This is a genomic window from Pseudomonas sp. BF-R-30, from assembly GCF_019956175.1.
Lineage (GTDB): Bacteria > Pseudomonadota > Gammaproteobacteria > Pseudomonadales > Pseudomonadaceae > Aquipseudomonas > Aquipseudomonas jessenii.
Genome location: NZ_JAHBDE010000041.1, coordinates 26,712 through 42,535, shown reverse-complemented (window position 1 = coordinate 42,535; position 15,824 = coordinate 26,712). Strand labels below are relative to the sequence as shown.

The 15,824-nt window shown below is 58.4% G+C and carries 18 protein-coding genes and 1 tRNA gene; 1 reads left to right on the top strand and 18 read right to left on the bottom strand.

Annotated elements, in window-relative coordinates; translation table 11 throughout:
- Nucleotides 1-93: 93 nt before the first annotated feature.
- Nucleotides 94-1,152, bottom strand: a complete 1,059-nt coding sequence (nadA, locus tag KGB20_RS20295) for a quinolinate synthase NadA (protein ID WP_007995624.1) — start codon at nucleotides 1,150-1,152, stop codon at nucleotides 94-96.
- A gap of 352 nt (nucleotides 1,153-1,504) precedes the next feature.
- Between nadA and KGB20_RS20290 the strand changes: the two genes are divergently transcribed.
- Nucleotides 1,505-2,461, top strand: coding sequence for an alpha/beta fold hydrolase (locus KGB20_RS20290; RefSeq protein ID WP_154860425.1), 957 nt, complete (start codon nucleotides 1,505-1,507; stop codon nucleotides 2,459-2,461).
- A gap of 98 nt (nucleotides 2,462-2,559) precedes the next feature.
- On the opposite strand, the gene KGB20_RS20285 is transcribed toward KGB20_RS20290, so the two are convergent.
- From KGB20_RS20285 to KGB20_RS20205, 17 genes are all read right to left on the bottom strand, one after another.
- Nucleotides 2,560-2,635: transfer RNA gene (locus KGB20_RS20285), tRNA-Lys, on the bottom strand.
- Between the two features lie 63 nt (nucleotides 2,636-2,698).
- A complete protein-coding gene (gene queC, locus KGB20_RS20280; RefSeq protein ID WP_090457445.1) occupies nucleotides 2,699-3,391 on the bottom strand; it encodes a 7-cyano-7-deazaguanine synthase QueC in 693 nt (230 codons plus the stop codon).
- 1 nt (nucleotide 3,392) lies between these two features.
- Nucleotides 3,393-4,040, bottom strand: a complete 648-nt coding sequence (gene queE, locus KGB20_RS20275) for a 7-carboxy-7-deazaguanine synthase QueE (RefSeq protein ID WP_053155342.1) — start codon at nucleotides 4,038-4,040, stop codon at nucleotides 3,393-3,395.
- A gap of 166 nt (nucleotides 4,041-4,206) precedes the next feature.
- Nucleotides 4,207-5,040 (bottom strand): tol-pal system protein YbgF, encoded by an 834-nt coding sequence (gene ybgF / locus KGB20_RS20270; RefSeq protein WP_057713519.1) that lies wholly within the window; start codon nucleotides 5,038-5,040, stop codon nucleotides 4,207-4,209.
- A gap of 6 nt (nucleotides 5,041-5,046) precedes the next feature.
- The gene (gene pal / locus KGB20_RS20265) at nucleotides 5,047-5,544 is read right to left on the bottom strand and encodes a peptidoglycan-associated lipoprotein Pal (RefSeq protein WP_003178634.1); all 498 of its coding nucleotides are present in this window, start codon (nucleotides 5,542-5,544) and stop codon (nucleotides 5,047-5,049) included.
- 52 nt (nucleotides 5,545-5,596) lie between these two features.
- Nucleotides 5,597-6,877, bottom strand: coding sequence for a Tol-Pal system beta propeller repeat protein TolB (gene tolB, locus KGB20_RS20260; RefSeq protein WP_167362903.1), 1,281 nt, complete (start codon nucleotides 6,875-6,877; stop codon nucleotides 5,597-5,599).
- A 17-nt stretch (nucleotides 6,878-6,894) separates the two neighbouring features.
- A complete protein-coding gene (tolA, locus tag KGB20_RS20255) occupies nucleotides 6,895-7,974 on the bottom strand; it encodes a cell envelope integrity protein TolA (protein WP_056726036.1) in 1,080 nt (359 codons plus the stop codon).
- Entirely contained in the window at nucleotides 7,974-8,426 is a 453-nt protein-coding gene (gene tolR, locus KGB20_RS20250; RefSeq protein ID WP_162135951.1) for a protein TolR, read from the bottom strand. The genes tolA and tolR overlap by 1 nt, the downstream gene beginning before the upstream one ends.
- A 23-nt stretch (nucleotides 8,427-8,449) precedes the next feature.
- Nucleotides 8,450-9,145: a protein TolQ gene (tolQ, locus tag KGB20_RS20245; protein ID WP_007897030.1), complete on the bottom strand. Its 696-nt coding sequence runs from the start codon at nucleotides 9,143-9,145 to the stop codon at nucleotides 8,450-8,452.
- Nucleotides 9,135-9,602, bottom strand: coding sequence for a tol-pal system-associated acyl-CoA thioesterase (gene ybgC, locus KGB20_RS20240; RefSeq protein WP_057713518.1), 468 nt, complete (start codon nucleotides 9,600-9,602; stop codon nucleotides 9,135-9,137). The genes tolQ and ybgC overlap by 11 nt, the downstream gene beginning before the upstream one ends.
- Nucleotides 9,603-9,729: 127 nt before the next feature.
- Nucleotides 9,730-10,791, bottom strand: a complete 1,062-nt coding sequence (gene ruvB, locus KGB20_RS20235) for a Holliday junction branch migration DNA helicase RuvB (protein WP_057713517.1) — start codon at nucleotides 10,789-10,791, stop codon at nucleotides 9,730-9,732.
- Complete coding sequence (gene ruvA / locus KGB20_RS20230; RefSeq protein ID WP_008052450.1) at nucleotides 10,792-11,400, bottom strand: Holliday junction branch migration protein RuvA; 609 nt, start codon at nucleotides 11,398-11,400, stop codon at nucleotides 10,792-10,794.
- Between the two features lie 113 nt (nucleotides 11,401-11,513).
- Nucleotides 11,514-12,038 carry a crossover junction endodeoxyribonuclease RuvC gene (gene ruvC, locus KGB20_RS20225; protein WP_008015799.1) on the bottom strand — a complete coding sequence of 175 codons (525 nt, stop codon included), beginning with the start codon at nucleotides 12,036-12,038 and terminating at the stop codon, nucleotides 11,514-11,516.
- A 158-nt stretch (nucleotides 12,039-12,196) separates the two neighbouring features.
- Nucleotides 12,197-12,943 carry a YebC/PmpR family DNA-binding transcriptional regulator gene (locus KGB20_RS20220; RefSeq protein ID WP_007995641.1) on the bottom strand — a complete coding sequence of 249 codons (747 nt, stop codon included), beginning with the start codon at nucleotides 12,941-12,943 and terminating at the stop codon, nucleotides 12,197-12,199.
- A gap of 129 nt (nucleotides 12,944-13,072) precedes the next feature.
- Nucleotides 13,073-14,848 (bottom strand): aspartate--tRNA ligase, encoded by a 1,776-nt coding sequence (gene aspS / locus KGB20_RS20215; RefSeq protein ID WP_150813302.1) that lies wholly within the window; start codon nucleotides 14,846-14,848, stop codon nucleotides 13,073-13,075.
- 119 nt (nucleotides 14,849-14,967) lie between these two features.
- Nucleotides 14,968-15,189, bottom strand: coding sequence for an FmdB family zinc ribbon protein (locus KGB20_RS20210; RefSeq protein ID WP_032829812.1), 222 nt, complete (start codon nucleotides 15,187-15,189; stop codon nucleotides 14,968-14,970).
- 136 nt (nucleotides 15,190-15,325) lie between these two features.
- Entirely contained in the window at nucleotides 15,326-15,661 is a 336-nt protein-coding gene (locus tag KGB20_RS20205; protein ID WP_057713516.1) for a ribbon-helix-helix domain-containing protein, read from the bottom strand.
- Nucleotides 15,662-15,824: the final 163 nt, after the last annotated feature.

Below are 15,824 nucleotides of genomic sequence, written 5' to 3'. Positions count from 1 at the left end.
GGCGTAGTGTCAGCTGATATCAATGCTGCCTGACACTACGCCTTCGCGAGCAAGCCCGCTCCCACAGTTTTTGCTACCAGCTGACAGATAATCTCAGGCGTTACCGGCCAGCTTCATCCGCGCCGCCTGGGTGAAATCAAGCATGCGCTTGAGCGGCCGAATCGCCTGCGGAATCAGTGCCGGGTCGACAAAGATCTCGTTCGCCCCTTCCTTCAACGCCTTGAGCGTGCGCTCAAGGGTGTTCATGGCCATCCACGGGCAATGTGCACAACTGCGGCACGCCGCGCCGTTACCCGCCGTTGGGGCTTCGATAAAGACCTTGTCCGGGCACAACTGCTGCATCTTGTAGAAAATGCCGCGGTCGGTCGCAACGATCAGAGTCTTGTTCGGCAGGCTCTGTGCCGCCGCGATCAACTGACTGGTGGAGCCCACGGCATCCGCCAGTTCGATCACCGAGGTCGGCGACTCCGGGTGCACCAGAATCGCCGCATCCGGGTACAGCGCCTTCATGTCTTCAAGCTGCTTGGACTTGAACTCTTCGTGAACGATGCAGGCACCGTCCCACAGCAGCATGTCGGCACCGGTCTGGCGCTGGATGTAGGTCCCCAGGTGCTTGTCCGGGCCCCAGATGATGGTCTCGCCGTTGTCCATCAGGCTTTCGACGATCTCCAGCGCACAGCTTGAAGTCACCACCCAATCCGCTCGGGCCTTTACCGCAGCCGAAGTGTTGGCGTACACCACCACCGTGCGCTCCGGGTGCTGATCGCAGAACGCGGAAAACTCGTCCACAGGGCAACCCAGGTCGAGCGAACAGGTCGCTTCGAGCGTAGGCATCAGCACGCGTTTTTCCGGGTTGAGGATCTTGGCAGTCTCACCCATGAACTTCACGCCGGCGACAACCACGGTCTTGGCCGGATGGGCGTTGCCGAAACGGGCCATTTCCAGCGAGTCGGAAACACAACCGCCCGTCTCTTCGGCCAGCGCCTGAATGACAGGGTCACAATAGAAGTGGGCCACCAGCACCGCGTCCTGAGCCTTGAGCTCGGCAGCGATGGCAGCACGGTAATAAGCCTCTTCATCGGCAGTCAGCGGCTTGGGCTGTTTGGCGTCGAGGTGGGCTTGAACCAGAAGGCGTTCGGAAATTTGCGTCATGTTCGCAAGACCTGCAGGCGCATTCGCGCGAAAGTCGAGTATACACCCGGCTCCGGACCCTACGGGGTACCGCCGGGAAAGTGAGTATTCATCAGGCACGGACAGCCTTGAAGCTGCGCAAGGCTACAGAATATCCGATGGATGCAAAAGATGATTCTGACCAGGGTGATGAATAGACGCGCCCTGATACAAAGCCTATGGCCTTGATCCTTCGGGAAAAACATTCGCCGTTGCAGTTATCGCACAAAACCTGAATGGCTTTGCCACTAACCTGCGCAAGGGCGGATAGAAGGGTGACGCCGATTAAAGGAAACCGCCCAACCGAAACTGGAACAACCAAAGGACTGAACACATGTCGATCCAACGCCTGATCAAAATCATGACCGCCTCAACCTTGCTGCTCACGGTATGGCTGATGTCTTCAACACTCGTCCTGGCGGGCGCTGATCTGAATCCAGCCGCGACAACCCGGCATTGTGAAACCCCACCCCTCTGCGCGCGCCTGATCCAGGCAGGCAACAGCACCTGGTCGTATTACGAAAGCGAGCGGCAGGGGCCAACGGTGATCCTGATCCACGGGTTTTCATCAAGCAAGCAAGTCTGGTTCGAACCTGGCAAGGCATTGAGTTCGCGTTTCCACGTCATCATCCCCGACCTCCCGGGCTGGGGAGCCTCCACTGACAATGACCATTCCAACTACGACATCGAAGCGCAAGCGACTCGGCTCCGTGACTTTATCCTGGCGCTCGAAGCCGAGAACATCACCCTCATCGGGCATTCAATGGGTGGAGCCATCGCCGGCGTGTATGCAGCCGATCAACCGCAGCGCGTCAGCCGGCTGGTATTGGTAGGCGCGCTGGGGCTGAGCTTCAAAGACAATGATTTCATGCGGGAATTGAATGCTGGAGGCAATCCATTTATCTACGACGATCGTGCAGGCGTCGAACGCACTGCCCGCCTCGTCTATCTGAACCCTCCACAGATGTCTGACCGACAAGTGCAGGAAGCAATCCTTGCCAACCGCGCACAGCGAGCGTTTATCGAATCCACCCTGGCGCAGATTCGCCCCTCCTCGCAATGGCTCGCCCTCGACCACCGGCTGACAAAATTGAACATGCCGGTACTCGGCATCTGGTGTCGCGAGGATAAAGTGATTGATGTCTCGGCGCTGGACACGTTGCGCAACGGTCTTCCTGCCAGTTCAGCGAACGACTCGGTCATCCTTGAAGGGTGCAACCACCTGCCGATGGTCGAACGCCCGGCCGAGACGCTTCAAGCATTGGACGCCTTCATTGCAACGAGTGACTAGCCCAATGCAGCGGTGGCAAGGGCACGTTCTTGCGGGCAAAAAAAAACCCGGAAATCCTCACTTGCGTGGGCCTTCCGGATTTTCTAAACCGCCAAAAATGGTGGGTCGTGTGGGATTCGAACCTACGACCAATTGGTTAAAAGCCAACTGCTCTACCAACTGAGCTAACGACCCGCTGTGTGGTGGCGCGTATAATACTGATTTTTAAGGACTATTCAACACCTATTTTGAAATAAATCAAAAATAAGGGGTTGGATCGCTGATTCCGGCCGCTGCAAAGCCTTCCGCACGCAGTCGGCAGCTGTCGCACTTGCCGCACGCACGGCCTTCATCGTCGGCCTGATAGCAGGAAACGGTCAGCCCGTAGTTCACGCCAAGCTTCACGCCCGCCTGGACGATTTGCGCCTTGCTGAGGTTTTGCAGCGGTGCCTGAATACGGAAGCCATTGCCTTCAACGCCGGCTTTGGTTGCCAGGTTGGCCATGCGCTCGAACGACTCGATGAACTCGGGACGGCAGTCCGGGTAACCGGAGTAATCCACGGCGTTGACGCCGATGAAGATGTCCCGTGCGCCGAGTACTTCTGCCCAGCCCAGCGCCAGGGACAGGAACACCGTGTTACGCGCAGGCACGTAAGTCACGGGAATGCCTTCACCGAGCTCCTCTGGAATATCGATGCTGCTGTCGGTCAGGGCCGAGCCGCCCATGCCGTTCAGGTTCAGGCCTATCACCTTGTGCTCGACCACACCCAGGTCCCGCGCCACACGCTCGGCGGCGTACAGTTCGGCGTGAGAGCGCTGGCCGTAGTCGAAGCTCATGGTGTAGCAGCTGTAGCCTTCGGCGCGCGCCATGGCCACGACGGTCGCCGAGTCCAGGCCACCGGACAGCAGGATGACCGCACGTTTTTCAGCAGTATTGAGTTGTTCAGTCATTTCAGCGCCCCGGCTCGTCATTCCATAGATATTTATGCAGCTGCAATTGCAAACGCACTGGCAGGTTGTCCGCCACCACCCAGTCCGCCAGATCCCGGGCATTGAGATCATGGTGACTTGGCGAGAACAGGACTTCACCGGCACGCCGGTCCAGACCGTACTGGATCAGCTTGGAAACGGACCAGTCATAGTCCTCTCGCGAGCAGATGACAAACTTCACCTGATCGTTGGGCGTGAGCAGCTCGATGTTTTCGTAGCGGTTGCGGTGCGCTTCTTTCGAACCCGGGGTTTTCAGGTCGACAACGCGACTGACCCGGGAATCTACTGCCGAGATATCGATGGAGCCACTGGTTTCCAGTGACACTTCGTAACCGGCGTCACACAAGCGCTTGAGCAAGGGAATGGCGTTGGGCTGTGCCAGGGGCTCGCCGCCCGTGACGCAGACGTAACGCGGGCGAAATCCTGCGACCTGCTCGAGGATGTCGTCGAGCGTGCGAATGGTCCCGCCGGTGAACGCGTAGGCGCTGTCGCAGTATTGGCAACGCAGAGGGCAACCGGTCAGGCGCACAAAAACAGTGGGCAGGCCGGCAGTCCGCGTTTCACCCTGCAACGAGTAGAAAACTTCGGTGATTCTCAATGTGTCTTGCATAGTCGCCACGGGCGTAACAGCTAAACAGGCTGTCCGCCTCCGTCAGGCACTTGAAGGAACCCCGGCAAAGCGCAGGCCCCCAAAAGCGTGTTTCATAAAAAGGGCGTGAATTCTAACGAAAAAACCCGCGACAAGCGCGGGTTTCTTTGAAACGGGTCAAGCAGGCTTACATTTTTTGCAGATCGCGCTGGGCCAACTGAGCGGCGGAAGTGCCCGGATACTGGGAAACCACCTGCTGCAGAATGCCTTTGACTCGGTCGGTATGCCCCAAGCGGCGCTCTACATCAGCGAGCTTGTACAGCGAGTCCGGCACTTTGGCGTGCTTGGGATACAACTGCGAAACCTTGGCAAATGCCTGACCTGCGCCCTGCAGATCGCCTTTGGCCAGGTTCACTTCGCCCAACCAGTATTGGGCGTTGCCCGCGTACTGGCTGTTCGGGTATTTGCGCAGGAATGCGGCAAAAGCCTGACTGGCCTTGTCGAAATCCTTGGCTTTGATCAGGTCGAAGGCAGCATCGTAGTAGAGCTTTTCCTTCGCCGGATCCGCCGGTTCGCTACCAGCGGCCGGTGCCTGGGCGGCAGCTGCCCCTGCACCTGCTGCTGCACCGGGGGCGTTCAAATCGCCACCGGTGGAAGAATTTTCAGGAGTCGCGGCTGGTGCAACGCCGGTTCCTATGCGCCGATCAAGATCCTGATATCGCTCCAGGTTTTCCTGCTTCATGCGCGCTACATCATTTTGCAGAACTTCAATCGCACCTTGCTGGCGCTCGATCTGTTGCTGCATTGATTGCAGTTGGTTGAACAGCTCGCCCTGTGCCGAGACAGGGGCCGAAACCCCTCCCCCGGCATAGGCGCCGTTCGTACCGTAACCTGCAGGCGGATAACTGCTCCCGCTATTGTTATAGCCGGAGTCGTTATCGACCACAGGAACCGCAGCCCACACCGCAAGCGGCGCGAGGCTGAGAGCCAGAACAGTTACAGCACGACGGCACGTTCGCATGACGAATTACTTACGCAGTTCGACGCGACGGTTTTGAGCCCAGGACTGCTCGTCGTTGCCGGTAGCAACTGGACGCTCTTCGCCGTAGGAAACCAGTTCCAGCTGAGCTGGGGAAACACCTTGCAGTACCAGGTAGCGCTGAACGGCTTTCGCACGACGCTCGCCCAGTGCCATGTTGTACTCACGAGTACCACGTTCGTCGGTGTTGCCTTCCAGAACAACGCGAGCGCCGTTTGCTTTCAGGTCTTTGGCGTGAACGTCCAGAGCGCGCATGGCTTCTGGCTTCAGGTCCGAACTGTCGTATTCGAAGTAGAAAGTGGTGATAGCGCGCAGAGCAGCTTCTTCGCTCAGGGAGCCGTCAACTGCACCAGTGTTTGCGCCGTAACCAGCGTTTGGATCTACCGCGCCTTCACCGGCATTGTCGCCGCCTTTGGACGAGCAACCTACAGCTACAGCCATGGCCAGTGCCAGCGCAGCAAATTTACCAAACTTCAGCATTTCCATCGTGAAACTCCTAATGAACCCCAGTGTGTTAAGTACAACGTATAGCGCCGCGTCAGTTCAGGTAAGGGGACCAGGAAGGTTCTCTGACTTCGCCTTGTGCGGTAGGAAGCGGGAGCCTTACGCGTCCATTGATGGACACGAGCATCAAGACTCCCCGGCCCTGCTGGCGGGTGGCGTAGATTACCATGGTGCCGTTGGGCGCGACAGTAGGCGACTCGTCCAGAGTGCTATCAGTGAGGATTTTTACACTACCGCGCTGCAAATCCTGGGCCGCCACCTTGAAATTGGTGAAGCCATCCTGACGGTGAATCATGACAAGCGTCTTTTCATCGGCCGACAGTTTAGGGTTGGCGTTGTAGTTACCGACGAAAGTCACGCGTTCGGCACCGCCACCACCGGCACTGGTCTTGTAGATCTGCGGTTTGCCGCCACGGTCGGAAGTGAAGTAGATGGTCGAGCCATCCTTGCCCCAGAACGGTTCGGTGTTGATGCCAGGACCGTTGGTGACGCGGCTGATCTGACGCGAACCCAGGTTCATCACATAGATGTCCGGGTTGCCGTCTTTCGACAGTACGAACGCCAGGCGATTGCCATCCGGCGACCAGGCTGGCGCACCGTTCAGGCCTTCGAAGTTGGTGATCTGTTCACGGCGACCGGTGTCGATGTTCTGCATGAAGATGCGTGGACGCTTCTGCTCGAAGGAGACATAAGCGATGCGCTTGCCATCCGGCGCGAAACGCGGCGACAGGATCGGCTCGCGCGACTGCAGCAGGGTCACGGCGCGAGCACCGTCGTAGTCCGAACGTTGCAGGGTGTAGCGAGTGTTGTTCTCGGAGAAACGCTCGGCCGTTACGTACAGCAGGCGAGTCGAGAAGGCACCCTTGATACCCGTGAGTTTTTCGAACGACTGGTCGGAGATGTAGTGCGCCATGTCGCGCAACTGATCGACGCCGCCGGACACGCTGCCGGTCAGCACTTGCTGCTCGGTGGCCACGTTGAACAGTGCGTATTGCACCTGCAGGCGACCGCCCGCCGGCACAATGCTGCCGACCATGACGTACTGGGCACCCAGCGCCTTGAAGTCACGGAAGATGATTTCGCTGGCCTGGCTCGGCTGGCTGATCATGTTCTGCTTTGGAAGCGGCGAGTAGTAACCCGAGTTGCGCAGGTCGTTACCGATGATTTCCGCCATGTCGTCCGGCAGTACGCTACCGCCCTGGAAGCCGAACGGCACGACTGCGATCGGGGTCGCCCGATCGCTGCCGCTGGTAACCAGAATGTTTTTCTCATCTGCCATCGCCATCCCTGCCATGCAGCAGATAACGACCAGCATTCCTCGAAGAAGGTTTCTCACAAGGCTAGATCCTCAGGTGTGAATGTCATCTTGAATGAACGATACGGAGCGAAATCACTCGGCTTCATTCCCTGCATTTCTGTCAAACGTCCAATATTCTTCACCGCTGCAACAGCCGATGCGTCAAACGGACCGTCGCCACTGGACTTGGACACGCTGACCGAAGTCACCGTACCGTCCGGCAACATGCCGATTTGCAACACGACCGTCATGCCTTTGCGTGCCGAAGGTGGACGAGCCCAGCCTTCCGCTGCACGCGCACGAATCAGGTCATCGAAACTGCCGGCGACTTCGTCGCCCTGCTCATCGGCCAAGGCCTGCTGACGCTGCGGCGTGTCTGAAAGCAAATCTGCCAGGGCCTGGGCCTTTTTGTCTTCGGCGGATTTACGCGCCGCATCCTGCGATTTCTTCTTCGCAGCATCGGCAGCAGCTTTCTTCTTCGCTTCCTCGGCGACTTTCTTCTTCGCCTCTTCAGCTTCAGCTTTCTTCTTGGCGTCTTCCGCGGCTTTCTTCTTCGCGTCTTCGACGATCTTTTTCTTGGCTTCTTCAGCGGCCGCTTTCTTGGCCTCTTCTTCAGCAGCCTTCTTGGCTTCTTCTTCAGCTTTCTTCTTGGCTATATCAGCCAATTGTTTCTCTTCTGCCTTCTTGGCTTCCGCGGTTTTCTTCGCATCGTCGGCTTTCTTGGCTTCATCAGCCTTTTTCGCCTCGTCCGCTTTCTTCGCCTCGTCGGCCTTCTTGGCTTCTTCGGCCTTTTGAGCAGCCTCTTCTTTCTTTTGTTCCGCAGCCTTCACCGCTTCCTGCTCGACCTTTTTCTGTTCCATCTGCTCGACTTCGGTCTGACGCGCAGCAGATTTCTGCGCCTCACCGGCAATCTTCTGATTGGTCTGGGTGGTGGCCCGACTTTTCGATTTCAGCTGGTACAAGGTCGCCTGGACAATCGGCTTGGCCGGCGGCAGTTCCGGGGTAAAGGCAAAGCTGACGAACAGCATGCCGAACACCAGCACGTGCAAGCCAATCGCCCAGACACTAGGCCAGAAGTAGCTTTCCGAGGCGGACGGCTCTCGCTGTTGCTGCATCAGGGCGCCTCGGTAATCAAGCCAACATTACCGACCCCGGCTTTCTGCAACCCGCCCATGGCGCCCATTACGGAGCCGTAATCGACACTCTTGTCGCCGCGAATGAAGACCTGGGTACGCTTGCCGCCTTCGTTGCCGACGCGAATGATCTTGGTCACCGCGTCAGTCATCTGCGGCAGGGTCATGGCCCGATCCTGCTGTTTTTCGGTGTCGACTTCGCTACCAAGGTTCCAGTAGTAGGTCTTGTCGGATTTGATGGAAATGGTCAGGACCTGGGTGTTGTTGTCCTGCGGCAAGGCTTCGCTGGAAACCTTGGGCAGATCAACTTTCACGCCTTGATTGAGCATCGGCGCGGTCACCATGAAGATGACCAGCAGTACCAACATCACGTCGATGTAAGGCACTACGTTCATCTCGGCGACCGGCTTGCGCTTTTTGCGAGCTCGAGCGATTAAAGCCATTGGAAATTACCTGCTTATTCTTCGCTGGTGTGCACTTTGCGGTGCAGGATCGCCTGGAACTCGTCGGCGAAGGTGTAGTAGCGGCCCAGCAGGGTTTCACTGCGCGCAGCAAAACGGTTGTAAGCGATAACGGCTGGAATGGCAGCGAACAGACCGATCGCGGTGGCAATCAGTGCTTCGGCGATACCCGGGGCCACAGTGGCCAGGGTCGCTTGCTGGGCGGTCGCCAGACCGCGGAAGGAGTTCATGATCCCCCAGACCGTACCGAACAGACCGATGTACGGGCTGACGGAACCAACGGTGGCCAGGAAGGGCAGGCTCTGCTCAAGCTTTTCTTCTTCACGGGAAATGGCAACGCGCATGGCACGCGCCACGCCTTCCATGACCGCTTCCGGATCAACGCCTGACTGCTGGCGCAGACGGGAGAACTCCTTGAAACCGGCACGGAAGATTTGTTCGACACCAGAATCAGGGTCCGGATTGCTTCCGGCCTGACGGTACAGCTTGGACAGGTCGATACCCGACCAGAAGCGCTCTTCAAAGCTCTCCAGGGCACGTCGACCGGCGCGCAGCAGGTTGCTGCGCTGAAAGATCATGATCCACGAGGTCACCGATGCGGCTACCAGGATCAGCATTACCAGTTGCACTACGATACTGGCATTGCTGACCAGGCTCCACATGGAGGAATGGTCGACGACGTTAGCTTCCACGCTTTATCTCCTGCTTTGAGTGTGTACCCGCGCCGCTCACGTCGGCAAAGGCCGCTCGTAGAGCTTCGGGAATGGCCCGGGGTTTTAAACTTTCAGTGCGCACACAGGCCACCAGAAACTGCCCTTCGCAGAGCAGTGCATTATCCGTTGCTCGCCTGACCTGCTGCTTGAAGCGCAGGCTGGCACGGTTCAATTCGATTACTTCAGCGCTTACCAGCAGCTCGTCATCCAGTCGCGCCGGCGCGTGGTAGCGCGCTTCGCTGGAATGCACGACGAACAACAGGTCCTCCCCTGCCAGCTGCGATTGGGCAAAGCCCAGATCTCGTAGCCGCTCGGTTCGAGCCCGTTCCATAAACTTGAGGTAATTAACGTAATACACGATGCCGCCCGCATCGGTGTCCTCGTAATAAACGCGACAACGATGTGCGAAAGGCTCAAGCCCGTTTTGCGCGCGCATACTCTAGTGCTTACTCCTCAGGTTGCCAATCCGGCATGGCAACTGTTTTTCATTGTTCTGCGGCTTTCACGTGAAAGTACGGTCCTGGGACCCTACATTGCCCGAAAAAATCAGCACGCAATGTTAATTAATCGTCAGCGGCTTCAAGAAACTCGTCTACCACGGGCATTTCGCCCAATCGTGACGGAATGTTTAAGCCGAAATGCAGGTAGGCATGCCGCGTCACCACCCGCCCCCGTGGCGTGCGCATGATGTAACCCTGCTGGATCAGGTAAGGCTCCAGCACGTCTTCGATTGTGTGACGCTCTTCACTGATGGCGGCAGCCAGGCTGTCGACCCCGACTGGCCCGCCGTCGAACTTCTCGATCATGGTCAACAACAGACGCCGGTCCTGGTGATCGAAGCCACGTTCGTCGACGTCCAGCAGGTTCAGCGCCAGGTCGGCAATCGGCTTGGTGATATGCCCCTTGGCGCGAACTTCGGCGAAATCACGCACCCGGCGCAGCAGCCTGTTGGCGATCCGTGGCGTGCCACGGGCACGGCGGGCGATTTCGAAGGCGCCTTCCGGATCCAGCGGCAAACCGAGGATGCTCGCCGAACGACTGACAATCGTCGACAAGTCGGCGTTATTGTAGAACTCAAGACGCTGAACGATGCCGAAACGGTCACGCAACGGGTTGGTGAGCATCCCCGCCCGCGTCGTTGCGCCCACCAGGGTGAACGGCGGCAGATCCAGCTTGATCGAACGCGCGGCCGGACCTTCGCCGATCATGATGTCGAGCTGGAAATCCTCCATGGCCGGGTACAGCACCTCTTCAACGATGGGCGACAGGCGATGGATCTCGTCGATAAACAGCACATCGTGGGGTTCAAGGTTGGTCAACAGCGCCGCCAGGTCACCGGGGCGCTCCAGCACCGGCCCCGAGGTGCTCTTGATCGACACGCCCATTTCCTGGGCGATGATGTTGGCGAGGGTGGTCTTGCCCAGGCCGGGCGGCCCGAAGATCAGCGTGTGATCCAGGGATTCATTACGACCGCGCGCAGCCTGAATGAACAATTCCATCTGCTCGCGAACGGTCGGTTGGCCAATGTACTCGGCCAGGCTGACCGGGCGAATGGCTCGGTCCTGGACTTCTTCGCGCTCACGCGGACTGTGCGTGGCAGCGATCAGACGATCAGCTTCAATCACTTAGATCATTCCCTTCAAGGCGCGGCGGATCATGTCTTCACTGCTCAAATCTTTCTCCTTGATCGCAGACACCGCCTTGCTCGCTTCCTGGGGCTTGTAGCCCAGGGAAATCAAGGCGCTGACGGCGTCAGTCTCGGCAGTGTTCACCGGGGCCGGACCGTCCGGCTGGTTCGGCACCAGGGCGAACATGGCCGGTACGGTTTCCCAGGCCTTGAAGCGATCCTTGAGTTCCACCAGCAAACGCTCGGCGGTTTTCTTGCCGACGCCCGGGACCTTGGTCAGCGCCGACGTGTCCTGTGACTGTACACAACGAACCAGTTCGTCGACTTCCAGGCTCGACATCAAGGCCAGGGCCAGTTTCGGCCCGACGCCATTGAGGCGGATCAATTCACGAAAAAAATCGCGCTCACGCTTGCCGACAAAACCATAGAGTAACTGTGCGTCTTCGCGCACGACCAAATGCGTGTGCAAGGTTAGCGGCTCACCGACCGACGGCAAGCGGTAAAGGGTCGTCATGGGCACTTCAAGTTCATAGCCCAGGCCATTTACATCCAGGATCAGATGGGGAGGCTGCTTCTCAGCCAGGGTGCCGCGCAAACGTCCAATCACGTTACAAATCCTTGAGCGTTGGCCAGCTCATGGCCAGCGACTGATAGAGCGAGGAATACCGCCGACAACACAGGCGGAATGCCCTCACTCCATGAAAATGATTGCTGATGCTATCAGAGACGCAGGCGCCCGCCACGACTGCGTGCAGCTCCCAGACCATGGGGCAACAGACTGGAACGGGTATGAGCGTGGCAGATGGCAATGGCCAGGGCATCCGAAGCATCGATCTGCGGTTTGCTGGTGAGTTTGAGCATGTGCATGACCATCATCTGCACCTGTTCCTTGTTGGCCGCACCGGTGCCGACGACCGCCTGCTTGACCTGGGTTGCAGTGTATTCGGCAATTTCCAGGCTTTCCTCGGCTCCCGCCACGATCGCGGCACCACGGGCCTGCCCCAGTTTCAGGGCGGAATCGGCGTTACGGGCCATGAACACCTTTTCGATCCCCATGGTCACCGGGTGGTAAGTCTGAATGATCTCCCGCACCCCGCGGTAGACAATCTGCAGTCGCTCATGCAACTCGCCGGCACCGGTGCGGATACAACCGGAGGCAACGTACTCACAGCCACGGCCGGTATCGCGAACCACACCGTAACCGGTGATGCGCGAACCGGGGTCGATACCAAGAATTAAAGTCATAACGCCTGCGGGTTAAGAAAAAACACGATCTTCAGCTCAGCGAAAAATAAATGTGGGAGCGGGCTTGCTCGCGAATGCGGACTATCAGACAACATCGTTGCTGAATATTAAACCGCTTTCGCGAGCAAGCCCGCTCCCACATGGGACATTGTTGCCCTTTAGCCGAGCTGTGCGGCCACCGACTCCGGAATCTCCGCGTTGGAATAGACGTTTTGCACGTCATCCAGGTCTTCGAGCATATCGATCAGCTTGAGGACTTTCTCCGCACCTTCAAGATCGAGCTCGGCGCTGGTGGTCGGCAACATGACGATTTCCGCGTCGTCACCCTTGAAGCCCGCCGCTTCCAGTGCGTTACGCACGGAATAGAACCCGGCAAACGAGGTGAAAACGTCGATCGAACCGTCTTCGTTGGTCACCACGTCATCGGCGTCGGCTTCCATGGCGGCTTCCATCAGTGCGTCTTCGTCAACGCCGGCAGCGAAGGAGATCTGCCCCTTGCGCTCGAACAGATAGGCCACAGAACCGTCAGTCCCCAGGTTGCCACCGCACTTGCTGAACGCGTGACGAACAGCGGCTGCGGTGCGATTACGGTTGTCGGTCATGCATTCGACCATCACCGCCACGCCGCCCGGACCGTAACCTTCGTAGGTCAGTTCGACCACGTCGTCCGTGTCGGCAGCGCCGGTTCCGCGGGCGACGGCACGATCGATGATGTCACGGCTCATGTTCGCACCCAGGGCCTTGTCCAGGGCCAGGCGCAGACGCGGATTGGAGCCCGGATCACCACCACCCTGACGGGCAGCGACGGTCAGCTCACGAATCCACTTGGTGAAGATCTTGCCCCTCTTGGCATCCTGACGTTCTTTGCGGTGCTTGATGTTCGCCCACTTGGAATGACCTGCCATAACTCGCTCCGAATTCTCTTTGAAACATTGCCCGCCGCGCTGCATTGCGCCGGCCGGCAAACAAAAATCTTGAACTGCTCTGCCTATAAAGGAAAGGGCGCATCCACAGATGCGCCCTTCAGGTCAGCCTTACTCGGCCTTAGGCGTTTCGCGCAGACGAATGTGCAGCTCGCGCAATGCCTTGGCATCCACCTGGCCCGGCGCCTGAGTCATGACATCCGCCGCGCTCTGGGTTTTCGGGAAGGCGATCACTTCACGGATCGACTGGGCGCCGGTCATCAGCATGACCAGACGGTCCAGACCGAAGGCCAGGCCACCGTGCGGCGGCGCGCCGTATTTCAGGGCATCGAGCAGGAAGCCGAATTTCTCTTCCTGTTCCGCTTCGTTGATGCCCAACAGACGGAATACCGACTGCTGCATCTCTTTACGGTGGATACGGATCGAACCGCCACCCAGTTCGGTACCGTTCAATACCATGTCATAGGCACGGGACAGAGCGGCAGCCGGGTTGGCCTCCAGCTCTTGCGGGGTGCACTTCGGCGCGGTGAACGGGTGGTGCAAGGCGGTGAAGCTGCCGTCGTCGTTTTCTTCAAACATCGGGAAGTCGACGACCCACATTGGTGCCCACTTGCAGGTCAGCAGGTCCAGGTCGTGGCCAAGCTTGATCCGCAGCGCGCCCAGGGCTTCGCTGACGATCTTCGCCTTGTCGGCGCCGAAGAACACGATATCGCCGTCGACCGCACCGACGCGATCGAGGATCACGTTGAGGTTGTCTTCAGGGATGTTCTTCACGATTGGCGACTGCAGGCCTTCAACGCCCTTGGCACGCTCGTTGACCTTGATGTACGCCAGGCCCTTGGCACCGTAGATGCCGACAAACTTGGTGTAGTCGTCGATCTGCTTGCGCGGCATGCTCGCCCCGCCAGGTACGCGCAAGGCGGCGATACGGCATTTCGGGTCGTTGGCCGGGCCGCTGAACACCTTGAAGTCGACTTCCTTGAGCTGATCGGCCACGTCCACCAGTTCCAGCGGGTTACGCAGGTCTGGCTTGTCGGAACCGTAGCGGCGCATGGCTTCTTCGAAGGTCATGTGCGGGAACTCGCCGAATTCCAGGCCCAGCACTTCCTTGAACAGGTTGCGGATCATTTGCTCGGTCAGGCCCATGATCTCTTTTTCATCGAGGAAGCTGGTCTCGATGTCGATCTGGGTGAATTCCGGCTGACGGTCGGCACGCAGGTCTTCGTCACGGAAGCACTTGGCGATCTGGTAGTAACGGTCGAAGCCGGCCACCATCAGCAGTTGCTTGAACAGCTGCGGCGATTGCGGCAAGGCGAAGAACGAACCGGCATGAGTACGGCTCGGCACCAGGTAGTCGCGTGCGCCTTCCGGGGTGGCACGGGTCAGGATCGGCGTCTCGACGTCGAGGAAGCCGTTCTCGTCCAGGAAGCGGCGGATGCTTGTGGTCATGCGCGAGCGCAGACGCAGCTTCTCGGCCATTTCCGGGCGACGCAGATCGAGGAAGCGATAGCGCAGGCGGGTTTCTTCGCCGACGTCGGAGAACTCGTTCAGCGGGAACGGCGGGGTTTCCGACTCGTTCAGCACTTCCAGCTCGTAGCCCAGGACTTCGATCATGCCCGACGCCATGTTGGCGTTGGTCGCGCCGGCCGGACGCAGGCGAACCTTGCCGGTGATCTTCACGACGTACTCGCTGCGCACGCGATCGGCAGCGGCGAAGGTTTCAGCACGGTCCGGATCGAACACGACCTGGGCCAAGCCATCACGATCACGGATATCGAGGAAAATCACCCCACCGTGGTCACGGCGACGGTGGACCCATCCGCAAAGGGTAATTTCCTGGCCGTCCAGGCTTTCGTTCAGTTGGCCGCAATAATGGCTGCGCATCATGGTCGTGGTTTCACTTCTCGTAATTCGAAATTCGGTGGAGATCCTGCAGCAGCCCCGCCTTTTAAAAAGTCGTCGGGTGATGCAAGAGCACGCGTGTCGTTCAACTCAGGTTCCAGACCTTAGTCAGCTTTGTCGCCGCCGGCCAGGTTCTTCTTGGAACCGGTCTTGAAATCGGTTTCGTACCAACCCGTGCCGCTGAGGCGGAAGCCCGGCATGGACAGCAACTTTTTAAGCTCTGGCGCCTGACAGGCAGGGCAGTCGACCAGCGGTGCATCGCTGATCTTTTGAATGGCTTCCAACTGATGACCACAGGAAGCACATTGATAATCGTACATCGGCATGGAGGTTGTCTCGGCGATCAGATTGCTACCGCAAACGCAGGGTTTTGCGGCAAAGAGCGGGATTATATCCATTAAATGCGGCCTGTGCAGCCGTAAGACTGCACAGACCGACACTCTGCTGTTTTCGCCGTCCAGACTAGGCCGTGGCGATGCAACCCCCTTCCTTGAGACTGTGCACGACACAGACAACCCGCACCAATCCACTGAAGTTCCTTACCCCGCCGTGACGCAAGTGAACTTCGCGATCCACATGAGACAACAGGTTGTTGACCGAGCAACCATTGACCCGCGCCATCCCCCCCAAAATATCCCAATAAACCTGCTCGAGCCGCAAACAGGTGGCGAAGCCATTCAATCGTACGGAGCGGGACAAGGGCTGCGCCAGCCCCATATCGAACTCGCGAACAAACGGATCAACCTTTACATCCTTGTGCGAACCGTATCGCCCCTCTTCCTGCCTTTCATAAACCATAACGCTGACACTCCTTTGCCATCCTGGTTTTTAAGAGCAACTGCCTGTCGACTAATAAAAACGCAGGTGCAAAGGTATATCCAGACGACTTTCATGACCCTCGACGTAGGATAAGCCAACAACTATTGGCAGACCCTGGAGAACGTCCTACTCCGGATATTTT